Source organism: Corallococcus exercitus (assembly GCF_042231735.1).
Lineage (GTDB): Bacteria > Myxococcota > Myxococcia > Myxococcales > Myxococcaceae > Corallococcus > Corallococcus exercitus_B.
In genome coordinates, this window is the sequence record NZ_CP102577.1 from 4,499,217 (window position 1) to 4,513,944 (window position 14,728).

Genomic DNA, 14,728 nt, shown 5'->3' on the forward strand with positions numbered 1-14,728 from the left:
ATGGCCCTGCGACCGACGATTCAAGACGTGCTGGCGGGGCTCAAGGCCGAGGGCCACGTGGACGCGGAGGTGGACGCCCGCGCCCGCACCACCCTGGAGATCCGTCAGAAGACCGTGGGCGCCTCACCCTGGTTCGTGAAGGCCCTGGCCGGCGCGGGCGCGTGGATGTCCGCCGCGTTCCTGCTCAGCTTCTTCGCCTGCGTGGGCCTGTGGAAGGAGGAGGCGGCGCTCACGGGCCTGGGGCTCGTGTTGATGGTGGCGTCGGTGTTCCTGCGCCGGCAGACCCATGGGGCCTTCATGGAGCAGCTGGCCCTGGCCCTCTGCCTGGCCGGCGCGGGCACCTTCCTGGCGGGGCTGGGAAGCATGGAGTTGGGGACGCTCGGCCTTTCGTCCGTCGGGGCGGTGGTGTGCCTCGTGCTGCTCGCCACGTTCCCGGACCTCATCCTCTACTTCCTGGCGGCCGTGGGGCTCTGCGTGTCCGTCGGCGTGCTGGCGCTCGAGGCGGTCGGTGGCGCGGGCGTGGACGTGTGGATGCTCATGTGCGCCGCGGCGCTCTCGGGGCTCCTGCTCCTCGAGCCCCGGCTGCGGCGCGGGCCCCTGGGCGCCCGCGTGGGGCCCATCGCCTTCGCGCTCGCGTGCGCGGTCCCGGGATGGCTGCTGTTCCGCAGCTATGAGAGCACCCTGGAGGGCTTCCGCTACGTCTTCCGCTTCGACAGCGGGTTCGTGCCGAGCGCGTACCTCTCCCTCCTGCTCGCGCTCCTCGTGGGGGTGACGGGGTGGCGGGTGCTGCGCGAGCTGGGCCTGGAGCAGGAGAAGCGCGTCTGGATTCCGGCGGCCGGCGCGCTCGTGCTGCTCACGGTGATGACGCTGAACACGCCGGGCGTGCTCGTCGCGGTGCTGATGCTGACGCTCGGCTTCCACCGCCGCAGCAGCGTGATGCTGGGGCTGGCGGTGCTGTTCCTGCTGACGTTCGGCGCGTACTACTACTACGACCTGCGCATCACGCTGCTGGCCAAGGCGCTCGCGCTGGTGGGCAGCGGGCTGGTGCTGCTGGGGGTGCGGCAGTTCTTCCTGCGGCGTGAACCCGCCGTGCTCACGGAGGCCCGATGAAACGCGGCGCCGTCATCTTCGGAGGGCTGGGGCTGGTGTTCGTCGCGCTCGCCTTCCTCGTCGTGCAGAAGGAGACCGTGCTGGCGCGCGGGCAGCCGGTGCTGCTGCGGCTGGCGCCGGTGGATCCGCGCTCGCTCATCCAGGGCGACTACATGGTGCTCGACTACGCCATCAACCAGGGCTGGCGCGAGGGCCGCGAGCAGCCCCAGGACGACGGCAATGTGGTGCTCCGCCTGGACGAGCACAACGTGGGCGAGTTCGTGCGCTACGAGACGCCGGGCACCCCGCTCGCGCCCGGCGAGGTGCGCCTGCGCTTCCGCATCCGCAACTCGCAGATGCGCCTGGGCGCGGAGGCCTTCTTCTTCCAGGAGGGCCACGCGGAGCGCTACGCGAACGCGCGCTTCGGCGAGCTGCGGGTGATGGACAACGGCACCAGCGTGCTGGTGGGACTGCGCGACGAGAACCACCAGCCGCTGGGCAGCGCCATCCGCTGAAGGCCCCACGCGCGCCCCGCTGTCCCGCGGGGCGCCGCCCGGGTCAGTCCGCGTCCTCGTTCTCCAGCAGGTCGGAGAAGGGCGAGCCCTCCTCACCCAGCGCCTTGTAGAGGACGTCCACCTTCTCCAGCTCGCGCTTGAGCGCCTTGTGGTGGTTGCGGTTCTTCACCAGGCTCTCGCGGCCCAGCAGGCGGAAGGCCTCGTCGCGGCCCACCTGGCGGATGGCCATGCCCAGCACCAGCCCGCGGAAGCCGTCCGCGTAGTCCAGGTCCAGCGGTCCTCCACGCCGGCGCGCCTCGCCGACGAAGGCCTGCGCCGCGGCCCGCAGCGCCTCCGGCAGCGGACGGCCTCCGGGGGACTGCTCGTAGTCCAGCGCCCGGGCCACGTGCTTCTCCTGCAGCACGAGGTCGCCGGTGCTGCCCGCGTGCTCCACCATCGCCAGCGTGTACGCACGCCGCACGATGTTGTCGAGCTGCCGCAGGTTGCCCGGCCACGTGCTGGTGGTCAGCAGCAGCTCCGCCTCCGGTGCCAGCCGCGCGGAGCCCTCCGGCAGCCGCTCGCGGTGACGGCGGTTCACCATGTACCGGGCCCAGAGGGGAATCTCGTCCTGCCGGTCCTGCAGGGGCGGCATGCGCACCGGCAGCACGTTCACGCGGTAGTACAGGTCCTCGCGGAAGCGTCCGGCGCGCACCTGCGCGTGCAGGTCCGCGTTGGTGCCGATGATGAAGCGCACGTCCGCGAGCTTCTCGCCGGTGCCCTCGCCCAGCGGCCGGTAGCTGCGCGACTCCAGGAGGTGCAGCAGGCCCGCCTGCGCCTTCAGCGACAGCTTGTCGATTTCGTCGATGAACAGCGTGCCGCCGTCCGAGCGGGCCACCACGCCCGGCGCGTCGCGCACCGCGCCGGTGAAGGCGCCCTTCTTCCAGCCGAAGAGCTCCGCCATCTGGAGGTCCTCCGGCACCGTCACCAGGTCCAGCGTCTCGAAGGGCTTGCCCCGGCGGCCGGAGCGCTCATGGCACCAGCGCGCCAGGCGCGACTTGCCCGCGCCCGTGGCGCCGCTCACGAGGATGGTCTCGTCCTGGAGCGCGAAGGTCCGCAGGATGGGCAGCAGCTCCGCCATGGAGCGGCCCACCACGGGCAGGAACTCGTCCACCTCCGGCGTGGCCACCGGCCGCTGCGGCAGCGCGGTGAGGTACGGCGCGGCGATGTCCGTGAGCAGCTGGAGCAGATCCCCCGCGTCGCGCCAGACGAACTCCTGGCCCATGGCGGGGAGGCAGTCCGCCTCCAGGGAGATCATCCCCTCCATGCCCGAGGGCGTGCGCAGGGGCAGCACGCACACGTGCGTCGCGTGGCGGCCCAGGAAGCGCTGCTTGCTTTCGTTGCTGTGGAAGCCCGCGAGGCCCGGGTCGCCCGTCACCGGCGCGTCCGGCGCGTGCGGCTGCACCGTGCCGATGTTCACGTCGATGGACACCGCGCACCGGTGCTCCACCACCGCGCGCCACGCCGTGGCGGAGGTGAAGAAGGGCGTCCCGACGCCCGCGTCCGTCACCTCGCGCGCGCCCACGTCCAGCGCCGCCAGCCGCCGGTAGGCCTCTCCGGGACGCAGGTGGACGATGCCGCGCAGGACCCGGGCCCGGCCCGCATAACGGCTGGACGCCACCGCGGCGTCCGCCACGGCCAGCATCCGACGCAACGTCGCCGCCGCCGCGGTCTCGAAGTCCCTGGAATCCCTGAGCGCAGCCATGAGCTGCGCCAACTCGTCTTGCATCCCCTCGCCTCCCGTGCGGAAGCCGCGCCACCGCCGACCGGCGAAGCCGTCCAGAAAACAGACACGGACTCTATCGGAGATATCGGGGAGGTGCGGATTCAGATGGAGAGCGCGGAAGGAGCGGCCCCTCCTTCCGCGCTCCGGGTGCATCTGGATGCGGTACACGCCGTTGCCGGCGTATGGCCCAACGCTATTGCGGCTGTCGTGCCAAGGGAGAAGCCCAATGATTTCGCGGGGTCCCGTGCCGCCCCCTGCCCCGTCTGCGTCCTGTTGGAACGCAGACGCGTCCTGACGGAACGCAGCAGGCCGCGCCGTTCGGGTCCCAATGCCTGTCGTACCGCGCTCCCTGAACAGGCAGGCGGCCGGGTCATTCCATACCAGTCAGGGAAGGTTTCAGGCCCCGGAAGCCGCGTCCGGCCGGAGGACGAAGACGCGGTCCAGGCGCGGGCTGCCGCGCCCCACGGGCGAGTCCAGGTCGTAGTCGAAGTCGAACGTGGCCGCGACGCGCAGGCCGGACTTGCGGAACAGGCGCTTCGCCTGGGCCTCGTCGTACGTGCGGAAGTACCACGTCGTCTCGATGAGCCAGTCCTTGTCCGGCCCTGTCACACGCAGCCGGTTGCGCATGGGCGAGCGGCGCAGGCGCTTCTCCGGCAGGCCCTCGTGCGTGTTGCACACGACCTTGTCCGCGCCCACCTGCCCCACCCAGCGCTCGTGCTCCGGGCCGGAGCGCGCGTAGTCCGTGAGGTGGAAGCCCAGCACGTAGATGCCGTCCGGCTTGAGCAGGCGACGGGTGCCCGTGAGGTGCTCCACCGCGGCCTTCTCGCTGTCCAGGTAGCGGAAGGTGGAGACCAGCGTGTGCGCCAGGTCCACGCGGCCCTCCAGCGCCGGGTCGAAGAAGTCCTCCATGCGCGCCTGGGACAGCTTCACGCGGCGGCGCTCGGCGGGGGACAGCCGCTTGCGCGCGTGCGCGAGCATGGCCTCCGACAAGTCATAGCCCGCGACCTTCAGGCCCCGGCCCGCGGCCTCCGCCACCAGCCGGCCCGCGCCGCACGCGGGCTCCAGCCACTGGTTGCCGCCGGTGCCATAGCGCCGGCTCAGCGCCTGGAGGAAGTCCGCCTCGCGCACGGTGTCCGTGCCGAAGATGGCCTCGTAGTACTCCGGGTGCTCGTACCAGTCCTTGCGTCGTTCCATGGTGCCTTCAGTGGTCCGTGTGCCCCAGCAGCCGCGCGAGCACGAACATCACCAGCAACCCGGCTGCCAATGCCACCAGGTTGCGTCCGGGCTTGTCCCGCCCGTGCTTGTTCACGTGCGGCAGCAGGTCCGACACGGCGATGTAGAGGAAGGTGCCCGCGGAGAAGGCCAGGGCCTTGGGCGCCAGGGACTGGAAGCTCAGGACCGCGTCGAAGCCGAAGTAGAGCACCGCGCCCACCGGCACCATCAGGCCGTACAGCGCCGTGTACGCCAGGATGGTGCCGCGCTTCTTGCCCTCCGCCTGGAGGATGGACGCGAGCGACAGCGACGAGGGCACCTTGTGCGCGGTGATGGCCAAAAGCGCCATGGCGCCCACGCCCTCCTTCACGGCGGAGCCCAGCGCGATGCCGTCGAAGAGCGTGTGCGTGGACAGGCCCAGGAACGCGCTGAAGCCCAGCGCGTGGCCGTGCACGTGCTCCGCGCAGTCCGGCGGCTCCTCGCAGGTGTGCGCGACGAGGTAGCGCTCCAGCACCAGCACGAAGAGAAAGCCCATGGGCACGAGCGCGAAGGCCCACCAACCGCCGCCCTCGTACGCCTCCGGGAGCATGTGGAAGAAGGCCGCGCCGAACATCACGCCCGCCGCGAAGGCGAGGAACGTCACGAGCCGCGTGGAGCGGTCATTGAAGATGACCACCCCCGCGCCGGCCAGCGCGCTCACCACGACGATGAAGGAGTACAGGAGGACTTCGGCCACGACCGGCGACATGGGGCGCGCACCCTACTCCCAAAACGCCGCCGTCAGTAACTTCGCACCACCAGCACTTCCACCCGCCCCGGCTTCACCTCCACCAGGTGCGTGGTGGGCCGGCCCGGGGCGTCCACCTGGACGGTGTGTTTTCCCGGAGGAAGCCGGAAGCGCGCCACCTGGAACTCCGCCGGCAGTGAAAGCCAGGAGCGCAGGTCGGCCTGGTTGCCCGCGTTGAGCACCAGGAAGGCGAGCACGCCCAGTTCCTTGCTCTTCGTGAGCGCCCCCACGCCCGCGGCCACGCCTGCCTTGGCCACCGCGCCCGCGAGCTGCTTCGCCAGCATGCGGCCGATGCGGTCGTTCAGGTGCACCTGGGCCACGCGCGACAGCGACGTCACCGTCACCGCCGCTTGCGCCCTGCCCTCCACCGACACGCGCACCGGCGGTGTACCGCCGCGGTCCCGGTACACGGGCACCTCAATCAGGTCCCCGGAGTCGCCGTAGTCCCGCGACGCGCGCTCCTTCTGCGGCGACAGGCCCGCCTCCACCACCACGACGAGCTGGCCGTCACCGGGGCCCAGCGGGTCGTGCGCCACGTCCGGGAACTTCTGGGACAGGGACGCGTAGGCGTCGTCGCGGCCGGTCTTCTTCGCCAGCCGCAAGAGCGGCTCCACCAGCCCGTCCAGCCGGGGCTCCAGCTCGTACGCCTTCATGTAGTCGATGAAGGCCGAGTCCCATTCGTGCTGGTCCTCGTACAGCACGCCGCCCAGGTAGCGCGCGATGGCGAGCTGTTCGTACGGCTTCTTCTCCTCGATGATCATCTTCTCGAGGCGCTCGTTGACGCGGCGGACCTCCACGAGCGCGTCCTCGTCCCGGCCCAGCTCCGCGTAGTTGAGCGCCTGGAGGACGGAGATCATCAGCTTCTCGAAGTCCTCTCCCCGGTAGGCGCGGCGCCGCTCGTTGCTGAGCAGGACGCCGGCCTCTTCGCTCACGGAGGTGATGTCCAGCTGGGAGCTGAGGTCATCCGCCTGCGCGAGCACCTTCGTGCTCTCCTCCCACTGCCCGGCCGCGTGCAGCACCATGCCCTTGTCCAACAGCAACAGGAGCTGGTCGCGCTCGGGGGCTTCCTTCTGCTCTCCGTCCAGCTCACGCAGCGCGCGCGGATAGTCGGACGCCTGGTACGCGGAGCGCACGGAGGCCGTGCGCGCCACGTAGTCGCTGGCGCAGCCGGTGCCGAAGCCCAGGGCGCTCACTGCCACGATGAACAGCAGGCCCCAACGCCCCCCCGCCGGGGAGGCGGGGACACGCGGGGCCTGGATTGCGATGTCGGGGAGGTTGGACACGGCGGACGGCTACCAGCTCACGCCCTGCTTCTCGAACTTCTTGCGGATCTGCTTCTCGTCCGTCCACGCGATGGTGCCGGTGCGCACGTCGTTCAGCTTCGCCGTCATCTTGTAATAGACGAGCTTGTCGCGGCCGACCTCCTGGATGATGGACGCGAGGTCGCCCGTCATCAGGAAGTCCACCGACGCCTGCTGGCCCGGGGCCTTGGCGGCGTTCGGGTTCACGTAGCCGGACTGCTGGTACTCGTACTCCTCCGCGATGTCCTGGCGCGCCTGCTGGTCCACCAGCGCGAAGCGGCCCGTCTGCGCGAGCGCCGTCTGAATCTTGTCCCCCAGCGAGCGCATGTCGATGTGCTCACTGGTGCTGTTGCGCAGCTTGCCCACGAGGACGATGGGCAGCGGCTGGCCCTGCGGCGGGGCCTGCGCGAAGCGCGGGGAGCTGGCGAGCGACTCGGCCATCTTCTTCGCGATGAGCTGCAGGTCGTTCTCGTTGAAGCGGTCCCCCAGCATCTCGATGGTGTTGGGGTCCTCGTAGGTACCGCGCGTGAAGGCGCGGGGGCCTCCGCAGCCGGCGAGCGACACGGCGACGAGGGCGGAGAGCAACAGGCGGCGGGTGTTCATGGTCGGGTCGACTCCTAGTTCCATTCGCATTCGAAGCGGCTGCCTTCGAAGTTCCACTTGTAGGCAAGCACCGCGTCGCGGCGGTAGCCGGCCGTCAGCCGGCAGAGGCTCTGCAGCGAGGCGCGCGGATAGTCGAAGGTGTACGTCTGCGCCTTCGCGCGCTCCTGCGGGGTGAGCTGCGAGGGGTGCGTGAGCGTGGGGCTGGCGCTGGCGGCCACCATCACGCGGTGCGCGCCGTACGTCTTGAGCGGGACGTGGCCCGCGAGCTGGATGCGGCGCACCGTGCGCGCCACCATGATGTCGCTGCGGTCCACCATGGTCTCGTGGCTGTTGCGGCGCTGCAGCAGCTCCGGGAGGTTCGCGGAGAACACGCGGGTGATGTCCCCGTCGTCCACGAAGAAGTAGAGGAAGGCTTCGCGCGCGGTGCGGCTCTCCCCGGTGAAGTCCAGCGTCACCAGGATGTCCAGCTGGCGGTTGGGCGCCAGGCCGTGGCGCGACACCGCCGCCAGCACCGTCTTGTCCACGCCCGCCGTCTTCAGGCGGATGAGGCCGTCCGCGCTCGCGTCGCAGGCGCAGCGGCGCTCTTCAATCATCTTCACCAGCTGTGCGGGCTCGAAGCCGGCCTGCGACAGCTTGGTCAGCTCCTCGTCCGTGAGCGGGAGCTGGTCCGACCGCTCATAGATGCGCGGCAGCTGGTTCGGGTCCCACTGGATGATGTTGTAGGTCTGCACGTTCCCGGACGGGAACGGCAGTGACACGGACGGAGCGGCGCGGGGCGCCTGGGCCGTGGTCAACGCGACAGCTGCGGCGAGCAATTGAGCGATCATGGCGTGCGGTCAGAACCGGTATCCGACGTTCATGAACAACCGGTTCGTGACTCCTCCTCCCCCGATGGGAATGTCCGGCGAGTAGTGCAGGCCCATGAGCACGCGGTCGCGGCGGTCCAGGTACAGCTCCGCGCCCACCTGCGGCGACAGGGCGAACCGCAGGCCCTCGCCCTCCGGGATGACCATGGCGCCCGCCTTGAGGCCGAGGGTGAAGGCCACCGGCCAGCCCCAGCTGCGGAAGGTGGGGCCCACGTTGCCGATGAAGCGCCCGCCGTCGAAGACGTACGCGCCGCTGACGTCCAGGCGGTACCAGTCATCACCCCAGAGGGACACGGTGGCGCCCACGAACAGCGGCGGGCCTTCCGGCGCGCCCACGGGGTTCTCCCCGGAGTTGATGGCCGCGCCCCAGTCGAACTGGAGCGACACGCCCCGGCGGGTGTCGCCGTAGTAGCCGCCCTTGCCGTACTCCGACTCCTCGGGCCCGTCGGTGCGGCCCTGCTCCTGGGCGCTCGCGGTGAGCGGCGCGGCGACGGCCAGGAGCGCCAGGGCTCCGCACAACGTGACAGGACGCTTCATCTGTTGAACTCCCAAGCGTGGGTGCGACTGCTCTTGCGCGTCATACGTCGCGACGGACGCCATATTCATCGTGCGGCGAGCGTCCGTGCAAGCGCCTGTTCCTCCAGGCGCCCTTCCTGACTCAGGCACGGGGCTCCGGGGCGCCCGCGGTGGCGTCCTGCCCCTCCTTGGGAGGCGGGGACGTGGCGGGGCGGGACTCGCTGCGCACCGTGGGCAGCCACTGGGGCCGGGCGCGGATGAAGAGCACCAGCCGCTCGCGCACGAGGAAGCGCAGGTCCCCCAGCTTGCCGGAGTCCGCCGCGCTCACCAGCGCGCGCAGGGTGAGCGTCTTGTCCATCACGTCGAAGACGACCAGCGTCTTCACCCGGCCGTCCCACAGGTGCCGGCCCTCGTTGGCGAGGATGCGGTCCAGCTCCGCGCGCAGCGCGTCGATGTCCGCCATGTAGTCCACCTGGAGGATGACGGTGCCCATCATCTCCGGGGAGCCCTTGCTCCAGTTCTGGAAGGGCTTGTCCAGGAACTGGGTGATGGGGATGACCATCCGGCGCTGGTCCCAGATGCGCAGCACGACGTACGTGAGGGTGATCTCCTCCACCGTGCCGAACTCGCCCTCCACCAGCACGTTGTCGCCGATGCTGACGGGCTGGGTGATGGACAGCTGGATGCCGGCGAGCAGCGTGGACAGGGACTTCTGCGCGGCGAGACCGATGGCGAGGCCCGCGATACCGGCGGAGGCGAGCAGCGACACGCCCACGTTGCGCACCACCTCGAACTGCATGAGCAGCAGCGCGGCGGCGATGACGTAGGTGGCGACCTCGAACACCGCGCGCAGCACGGCCAGCTGCGTGCGCAGCGAACGGGCGCGCGGGTGGCTGCCCGTCTCGGAGGTGACGCGGCTCTGGACGTACGTCTCCGACACCCGGAGGAAGCGCAGGATGAACCACGCCACCGCGACGATGAGGAGCGAGTAGCTCACCCGGTCGCTGAGCAGCTTCAGCTTGGGGGGCAGGAGCAGGAACGAGGTGCCCAGCGCCAGCAGGATGGCGAAGAAGGGCAGCCGCAGCGGGCCCCGGCCCGCGTTGACCAGCTGGTCATCCCAGGAGATGCGCGTCCAGCGCGCCACCCGCAGCGCGGCGGACAGGAGGAGCTTCTCCAGGAGGTAGGAGAGCAGCCACGCGCTCAGCAATGTCACCGCGAGTCCCAGCCACTGCCACGGCTCCAGCCCCAGCACCGTGCGCTCGAAGAAGAAGGCCGGGAGCGTTTCCGTCAGCAGCGGGCCGTACTCCTCGAAGAGCGGGTCCACCATCTTCACGGTGGGCTCCGACACCACCCAGATGAAGGTGCCCTCCACGGAGAGGCGCTGCAGCCGGATGGGGACGGTGTCGCCCTTGAGCGGGATGGCCCCCAGCGACACGAAGCGCGAGCTGGCGGACTCGCCCTCCGGCGTCTTCGGCAGCACGGACGTGTCCACCGACAGCTCACGGTCCAGGACGAACTTCAGCTTGCGCGCCAGCTGGGCGCCCTGCGCGGGCTGCTCGGAGGCCGGGAGGTGGTCCAGGTAGAGGTAGTGGGCGGCGCGGGCGTACTCCCCGCGATGCACCGCGTCCAGGAAGCCCTGCGCGGTGGCGCGCGGCGACGTGCGGTCGAGGTCCTGGGGGACCTCCCCCAGTCCACCATTGAGGGCGCGTGCGGGGAGACCACCGAGGACGCACCCCAGGAGAAGGAGGGCCACCAGGACCCGGGAGGCATGGCGCTTCATGGGCGCCTCCTTACTCCGTGTGCGGTCGGTTGTGCGGGAAAGACGGTGGGTGCTTTCGAGCCCGCCCGGCCGCTGGGAAGCCCGGGGTTGAGAACAGAAGGCCCGTGCCGGGATGCGACACGGGAAAGCATTGGTGCGCCGCTGGGTGGTGGGCTAGAACCGACCCCCAAGGAAGGTCGCCGTGTCCGAAGAGAAGCGAAGAATCCTCCTCATTGACGACAGCGAGATCACCCTCGCCATGGAGAAGGCCGTCCTGGAGGCGCGGGGCTATGAGGTCGTGGCCACCTCCACGCTCATGGAGTTTGAGAAAACGCTACAGAGCTGGCGGCCGGACCTCATCCTCACGGACATCCACATGCCCGAGGCCAAGGGCACGGACATCTGCCGCACGCTGAAGAACGAGTACAACACGCAGGACATCCCCATCGTGTTGTTCTCCAGCCTGCCGGACGACGAGCTGTCGAAGCTCGCCGAGCAGGTGGGCGCGGACGGCTCGCTCTCCAAGGTGAACGGCCTGGAGGCGATGGGCGAGAAGATCGACGAACTGGTGCAGAGCATCCTCTGGTGATGGCCATGCGCGCGGCCGTCCTCGCGGTGCTCGTGAGCGCGCTCCTCGCTGGTTGCAGACGCCAGGAAGCGCGCCCTGCCGAGGGCAGCGGCGCCGAGCAGCAGGCCCCCTCCCCCACCGCCACCGCCGCGCCTCCGGGCGCGGTGCTGTTCATCTCCGCGGACACGCGCGGCTACCTGGGCCCGTGCGGCTGCAGCGAGAACATGCGCGGCGGCATTGGCCGGGCGGCGTTCCAGGTGCAGCAGGCGCGCCAGGGCGGCCAGCCGGTGCTCTACATCGACGGCGGCAACAGCCTCTTCGGGGAGACGCACCTCAAGGCGGACCAGGTGCCGCAGGAGGAGCGCAAGGCGAAGGCGCTCGCGGACGCGTTCCGCACCATGGGCATCGCGGCGCGCGCCACGGGAGAGCTGGACGACACGCGCGGCGCGGCGTTCCGCCAGGGGCTGGGACTGCCGGAGGTGCCCGCGGGCGGGGTGAAGGTGCTGGACGCGGGGGCTCGCAAGGTGGGCGTCGTCGCGGCGGCCTCCGGTGAAGCGCTGGTGAAGGCCAGCCAGCAGGCGCGCGAGCAGGGCGCGGACTTCGTGGTGGGCCTGTTGGACCAGCCGCTGGAGGCCGCGCAGGCCGCCGCCGCGCTGCCGGGGCTGGCCGCGAACCTGGTGGTGGCCACGCACAGCGCCAGCGAGTTCTCCGCGGAGGAGAACCGGCTGGTGCGCTCCGACGTGCCGGTGGTGGCGGTGCAGAGCAAGGGGCGCTCGCTGTTGCGCGTGGACCTGACGTACGCGCCGGCGAAGGGGGCCTTCACGCCGCAGCGCTCGCAAGGGGACGTGGACCGCGAGGTGACGGCGCTGGAGCAGCGCATGGCGCTCCTGGACAAGGAGATCGCCCTGCCCGGCATCGACCCGAAGCTGAAGGCGCTGAAGCAGGGCAAGCGCGACGAGCTGTCCTCGCGCAAGCAGGGCCTGCTCACCGCGCCGCCCGCGCCCGCCGCGAACGTCAACGGCTTCGCGCTGCGCTTCCTGCCGCTGGAGGCGAACCTGCCCACCGCGCCGGACACGCAGGCGCTGGTGAAGGCGTACGACGCGGACGTGGGCCAGCTGAACCTCGCGTGGGCGAAGGCGCACGGCCAGGACTGCCCGCTGCCCGAGAAGGGCCAGGCGGGCTTCGTCGGCAGCGCGGTGTGCGCGGACTGCCACCCGGACGCGACCGCCGTGTGGGAAGGCACGAAGCACCACCACGCATGGGAGACGCTGGAGGAGGTGGGCAAGCAGCACCACCTCAACTGCATCGGCTGTCACGTCACCGGCTGGCAGAAGCCCGGCGGCGTGTGCCGGCTGGACAAGGTCGCGGGCCGCGAGGACGTGGGCTGCGAGAGCTGCCACGGCCCCGGCTCCAAGCACGTCGATGCACCGGGCCCGGCCACCATCGTGGGCAAGCCGGGGCAGGCCGTGTGCGTCACCTGCCACAACGCGGAGAACTCCCCGCACTTCGACTTCGCCACCTACCTGCCTCGCATCCTCGGACCCGGCCATGGCGGAACGGGGAAGAGCGGGCAGGCAGGAGAGCCCCCGGCGAAATAGGGTCGCCTGCTCCTACTTGGGGTCCTTCCCGGGGGCATACCGCGCGACTTGTTGTTTGACTGTCAAGAAAGCTGGCGAATACTGCGGCCTTCGCCTGCTTCTGGGCGACCTCGCCTGGCGTTCCCATGCCGCTCTCTCTGCTCCTGCTTGCCCTGGCCTCGGTTCCCTCCTCGCAGGGCGTGGCGCCGTCACCGGTGCCGCCGCCCGGCGTGCATGCGGGGCCCTCCAAGGAAGCCTCCACGCTGACGGCGGATGGCAGCCTGGCCACGCCTCCCTCTTCCATGGAGGATGGCGAGGAGACGGAAGAGGTGGAGTCCGAGTCCGCCGAGCTGGAGGAGCTGCGCGCGCTGGAAGGCGCGACGCTGGACCCGGAGGCGAAGCCGAACGCGGAGATGATGCAGTCGCTGCGGCGGCTGGGCCTGACGAACCCGTTGCGGCTCCGGATGTTGGACGCGCTGGAGGAGCCCACCTTCCGCGAGGACGACACCGCCCCGCCGCTGGCGCGCATCACCGACCTGGCGAACTTCGATATTTCGCAGGTGAAGGACCGCTACGACATCCCGGTGGACATGCAGCCGCGGGTGGCCGAGTACATCCAGTTCTTCCAGGGCCCCGGCCGCAAGTGGTTCCGCAAGTGGATGGCGCGCTCCACGCGCTACCTGCCGGTGATGCAGCCCATCCTGGAGTCGAAGGGCCTGCCCCGGGACACGGTGTACCTGGCGATGATCGAGAGCGGCTTCTCCGCGCACGCGTACTCGTGGGCGCACGCGGCCGGGCCGTGGCAGTTCATCTCCAGCACGGGCAAGCAGTACGGCCTCAAGCAGGACTTCTGGGTGGACGAGCGGCGCGACCCCATCAAGGCCACGCACGCGGCGGCGTCGTACCTGAAGGACCTCTACGGCGAGCTGGGCCACTGGTACCTGGCGTGGGCGGGCTACAACACGGGCTCGTACCGGGTGCGCAAGATGGTGGAGCGCTACGGGACGAACGACTTCTGGGTGCTGGCGGAGGAGCGCGGGCTGGCGAAGGAGACGAAGCACTACGTGCCCAAGCTCATCGCCGCGGCGCTGGTGGCGAAGAACCCCACCGCGTTCGGCTTCTCCGAGGAGGAGTTCCAGTACGAGGACACGCTGGAATACGACGAGGTGAAGCTCACGGACGCGACCGACCTGGACGTGGTGGCGCGCGCGGCCGGGGTGAGCGTGACGGACGTGCAGGAGCTGAACCCGGAGCTCAAGCGCTGGTGCACGCCCCCGGCGACGGCCGCGAAGCCCTACGTGCTGAAGCTGCCGCGCGGCACGACGACGCGGTTCGCGGAGAACCTCCAGAAGCTGTCGCCCTCGGAGCGGCTGACGTTCAAGGTGCACACGGTGAAGCGCGGCGACACGCTGTCGCAGATTGCCCAGAAGTACGGCACGGCGCCGGAGGCCATCCTCCAGATGAACCGGCTGAAGAGCGCGCGGGTGCTGAAGGTGCGCGCGGAGCTGGTGATTCCGGTGCCGGCCAACAGCCGGGGTGGCAGCGGTGGCGCGAGCGGCGCCATCGCGACGAAGGTGGCGCAGGCGCGGCGCAGCGGCGTGGTGGCGACGCGGCCGGAGGACGAGATTCCCGCGGGCACGCCCCGGGGGCCCGTGGCCGCCGGTCCGGTGAAGACGGAGAAGGTGGATGGCAAGACGCGCATCACCTACGGCGTGCAGGAGGGCGACAGCCTGTGGCTCATCGCCAACCGCTTCCAGGTGTCGGTGGACGACCTGAAGAAGTGGAACAACCTGCCCAAGCGCAACCGCACGCTGTCGCTGGGCACGCTGCTCGCGGTGTGGCCGCCGGACGCCAAGGGCGCGGCGCCCGCGAAGGTGGAGGAGCGCGGCGGCACCATCGTGGTGGCCAACGCCGTGGCGGGCCAGGCGCCCGCGGGCCCCAAGGGCGCCCGGGTGCACACGCTGGCCGAGGGCGAGACGCTCTGGTCGGTGTCGCAGCGCTACAACGTGTCCGTCCAGGACATCATGAAGTGGAACCACATCAAGGACCACCGCACGGTCCCCACCGGCAAGCTGCTGTCGCTGAGCGCGCCGTGACGGTGTGATGCGGCGGCCGGGGCCTTGCAGTCCCCGGCGCCATGCTCGCATCCGCACTGCTTCGAGAGTCGTCGCTG

13 protein-coding genes are annotated in these 14,728 nt (G+C 70.5%); 5 read left to right on the forward strand and 8 right to left on the reverse strand.

The genetic code is table 11. The annotated features are described in order from the left end of the window. On the forward strand, positions 1-1,110 hold the full coding sequence (locus tag NR792_RS17470) for a DUF4401 domain-containing protein (RefSeq protein WP_375761156.1): 1,110 nt from the start codon (positions 1-3) through the stop codon (positions 1,108-1,110). Beyond that, entirely contained in the window at positions 1,107-1,604 is a 498-nt protein-coding gene (locus NR792_RS17475; RefSeq protein ID WP_375761157.1) for a GDYXXLXY domain-containing protein, read from the forward strand. The genes NR792_RS17470 and NR792_RS17475 overlap by 4 nt, the downstream gene beginning before the upstream one ends. A gap of 43 nt (positions 1,605-1,647) precedes the next feature. On the opposite strand, the gene NR792_RS17480 is transcribed toward NR792_RS17475, so the two are convergent. The 8 genes from NR792_RS17480 to NR792_RS17515 all read right to left on the reverse strand — a co-directional run bounded on the left by NR792_RS17480 (position 1,648) and on the right by NR792_RS17515 (position 10,431). Beyond that, positions 1,648-3,369, reverse strand: coding sequence for a sigma-54-dependent transcriptional regulator (locus NR792_RS17480; RefSeq protein ID WP_375761158.1), 1,722 nt, complete (start codon positions 3,367-3,369; stop codon positions 1,648-1,650). A 393-nt stretch (positions 3,370-3,762) separates the two neighbouring features. Then, positions 3,763-4,560, reverse strand: a complete 798-nt coding sequence (locus NR792_RS17485) for a class I SAM-dependent methyltransferase (RefSeq protein ID WP_375761159.1) — start codon at positions 4,558-4,560, stop codon at positions 3,763-3,765. Between the two features lie 7 nt (positions 4,561-4,567). Then, positions 4,568-5,326 carry a ZIP family metal transporter gene (locus tag NR792_RS17490; protein ID WP_375761160.1) on the reverse strand — a complete coding sequence of 253 codons (759 nt, stop codon included), beginning with the start codon at positions 5,324-5,326 and terminating at the stop codon, positions 4,568-4,570. 32 nt (positions 5,327-5,358) lie between these two features. Next, complete coding sequence (locus NR792_RS17495; protein ID WP_375761161.1) at positions 5,359-6,564, reverse strand: COG3014 family protein; 1,206 nt, start codon at positions 6,562-6,564, stop codon at positions 5,359-5,361. 93 nt (positions 6,565-6,657) lie between these two features. Then, positions 6,658-7,269, reverse strand: a complete 612-nt coding sequence (gene lpoB, locus NR792_RS17500) for a penicillin-binding protein activator LpoB (protein ID WP_375761162.1) — start codon at positions 7,267-7,269, stop codon at positions 6,658-6,660. A 14-nt stretch (positions 7,270-7,283) separates the two neighbouring features. Continuing rightward, on the reverse strand, positions 7,284-8,096 hold the full coding sequence (locus tag NR792_RS17505) for a hypothetical protein (RefSeq protein ID WP_375761163.1): 813 nt from the start codon (positions 8,094-8,096) through the stop codon (positions 7,284-7,286). A 9-nt stretch (positions 8,097-8,105) separates the two neighbouring features. Further along, a complete protein-coding gene (locus tag NR792_RS17510; RefSeq protein ID WP_375761164.1) occupies positions 8,106-8,672 on the reverse strand; it encodes a hypothetical protein in 567 nt (188 codons plus the stop codon). A gap of 121 nt (positions 8,673-8,793) precedes the next feature. Continuing rightward, positions 8,794-10,431, reverse strand: coding sequence for a mechanosensitive ion channel family protein (locus NR792_RS17515; RefSeq protein ID WP_375761165.1), 1,638 nt, complete (start codon positions 10,429-10,431; stop codon positions 8,794-8,796). A gap of 181 nt (positions 10,432-10,612) precedes the next feature. Here NR792_RS17515 and NR792_RS17520 point away from each other — a divergent pair, with 181 nt between their 5' ends. From NR792_RS17520 to NR792_RS17530, 3 genes are all read left to right on the forward strand, one after another. Continuing rightward, complete coding sequence (locus NR792_RS17520) at positions 10,613-10,999, forward strand: PleD family two-component system response regulator (RefSeq protein ID WP_014398957.1); 387 nt, start codon at positions 10,613-10,615, stop codon at positions 10,997-10,999. 5 nt (positions 11,000-11,004) lie between these two features. Further along, entirely contained in the window at positions 11,005-12,576 is a 1,572-nt protein-coding gene (locus tag NR792_RS17525) for a multiheme c-type cytochrome (RefSeq protein ID WP_375761166.1), read from the forward strand. Positions 12,577-12,701: 125 nt separating this feature from the next. Then, a complete protein-coding gene (locus tag NR792_RS17530) occupies positions 12,702-14,651 on the forward strand; it encodes a LysM peptidoglycan-binding domain-containing protein (RefSeq protein WP_375761167.1) in 1,950 nt (649 codons plus the stop codon). Positions 14,652-14,728 lie beyond the last annotated feature (77 nt).

What these genes read in the sequence shown, in the direction of transcription:
- NR792_RS17470 (WP_375761156.1), top strand. Translation starts at nt 1, where the DNA reads ATGGCCCTGCGACCGACGATTCAAGACGTGCTGGCGGGGCTCAAGGCC.
- NR792_RS17475 (WP_375761157.1), top strand. Translation starts at nt 1,107, where the DNA reads ATGAAACGCGGCGCCGTCATCTTCGGAGGGCTGGGGCTGGTGTTCGTC.
- NR792_RS17480 (WP_375761158.1), bottom strand. Translation starts at nt 3,369, where the DNA reads ATGCAAGACGAGTTGGCGCAGCTCATGGCTGCGCTCAGGGATTCCAGG.
- NR792_RS17485 (WP_375761159.1), bottom strand. Translation starts at nt 4,560, where the DNA reads ATGGAACGACGCAAGGACTGGTACGAGCACCCGGAGTACTACGAGGCC.
- NR792_RS17490 (WP_375761160.1), bottom strand. Translation starts at nt 5,326, where the DNA reads ATGTCGCCGGTCGTGGCCGAAGTCCTCCTGTACTCCTTCATCGTCGTG.
- lpoB (WP_375761162.1), bottom strand. Translation starts at nt 7,269, where the DNA reads ATGAACACCCGCCGCCTGTTGCTCTCCGCCCTCGTCGCCGTGTCGCTC.
- NR792_RS17505 (WP_375761163.1), bottom strand. Translation starts at nt 8,096, where the DNA reads ATGATCGCTCAATTGCTCGCCGCAGCTGTCGCGTTGACCACGGCCCAG.
- NR792_RS17510 (WP_375761164.1), bottom strand. Translation starts at nt 8,672, where the DNA reads ATGAAGCGTCCTGTCACGTTGTGCGGAGCCCTGGCGCTCCTGGCCGTC.
- NR792_RS17515 (WP_375761165.1), bottom strand. Translation starts at nt 10,431, where the DNA reads ATGAAGCGCCATGCCTCCCGGGTCCTGGTGGCCCTCCTTCTCCTGGGG.
- NR792_RS17525 (WP_375761166.1), top strand. Translation starts at nt 11,005, where the DNA reads ATGCGCGCGGCCGTCCTCGCGGTGCTCGTGAGCGCGCTCCTCGCTGGT.
- NR792_RS17530 (WP_375761167.1), top strand. Translation starts at nt 12,702, where the DNA reads ATGCCGCTCTCTCTGCTCCTGCTTGCCCTGGCCTCGGTTCCCTCCTCG.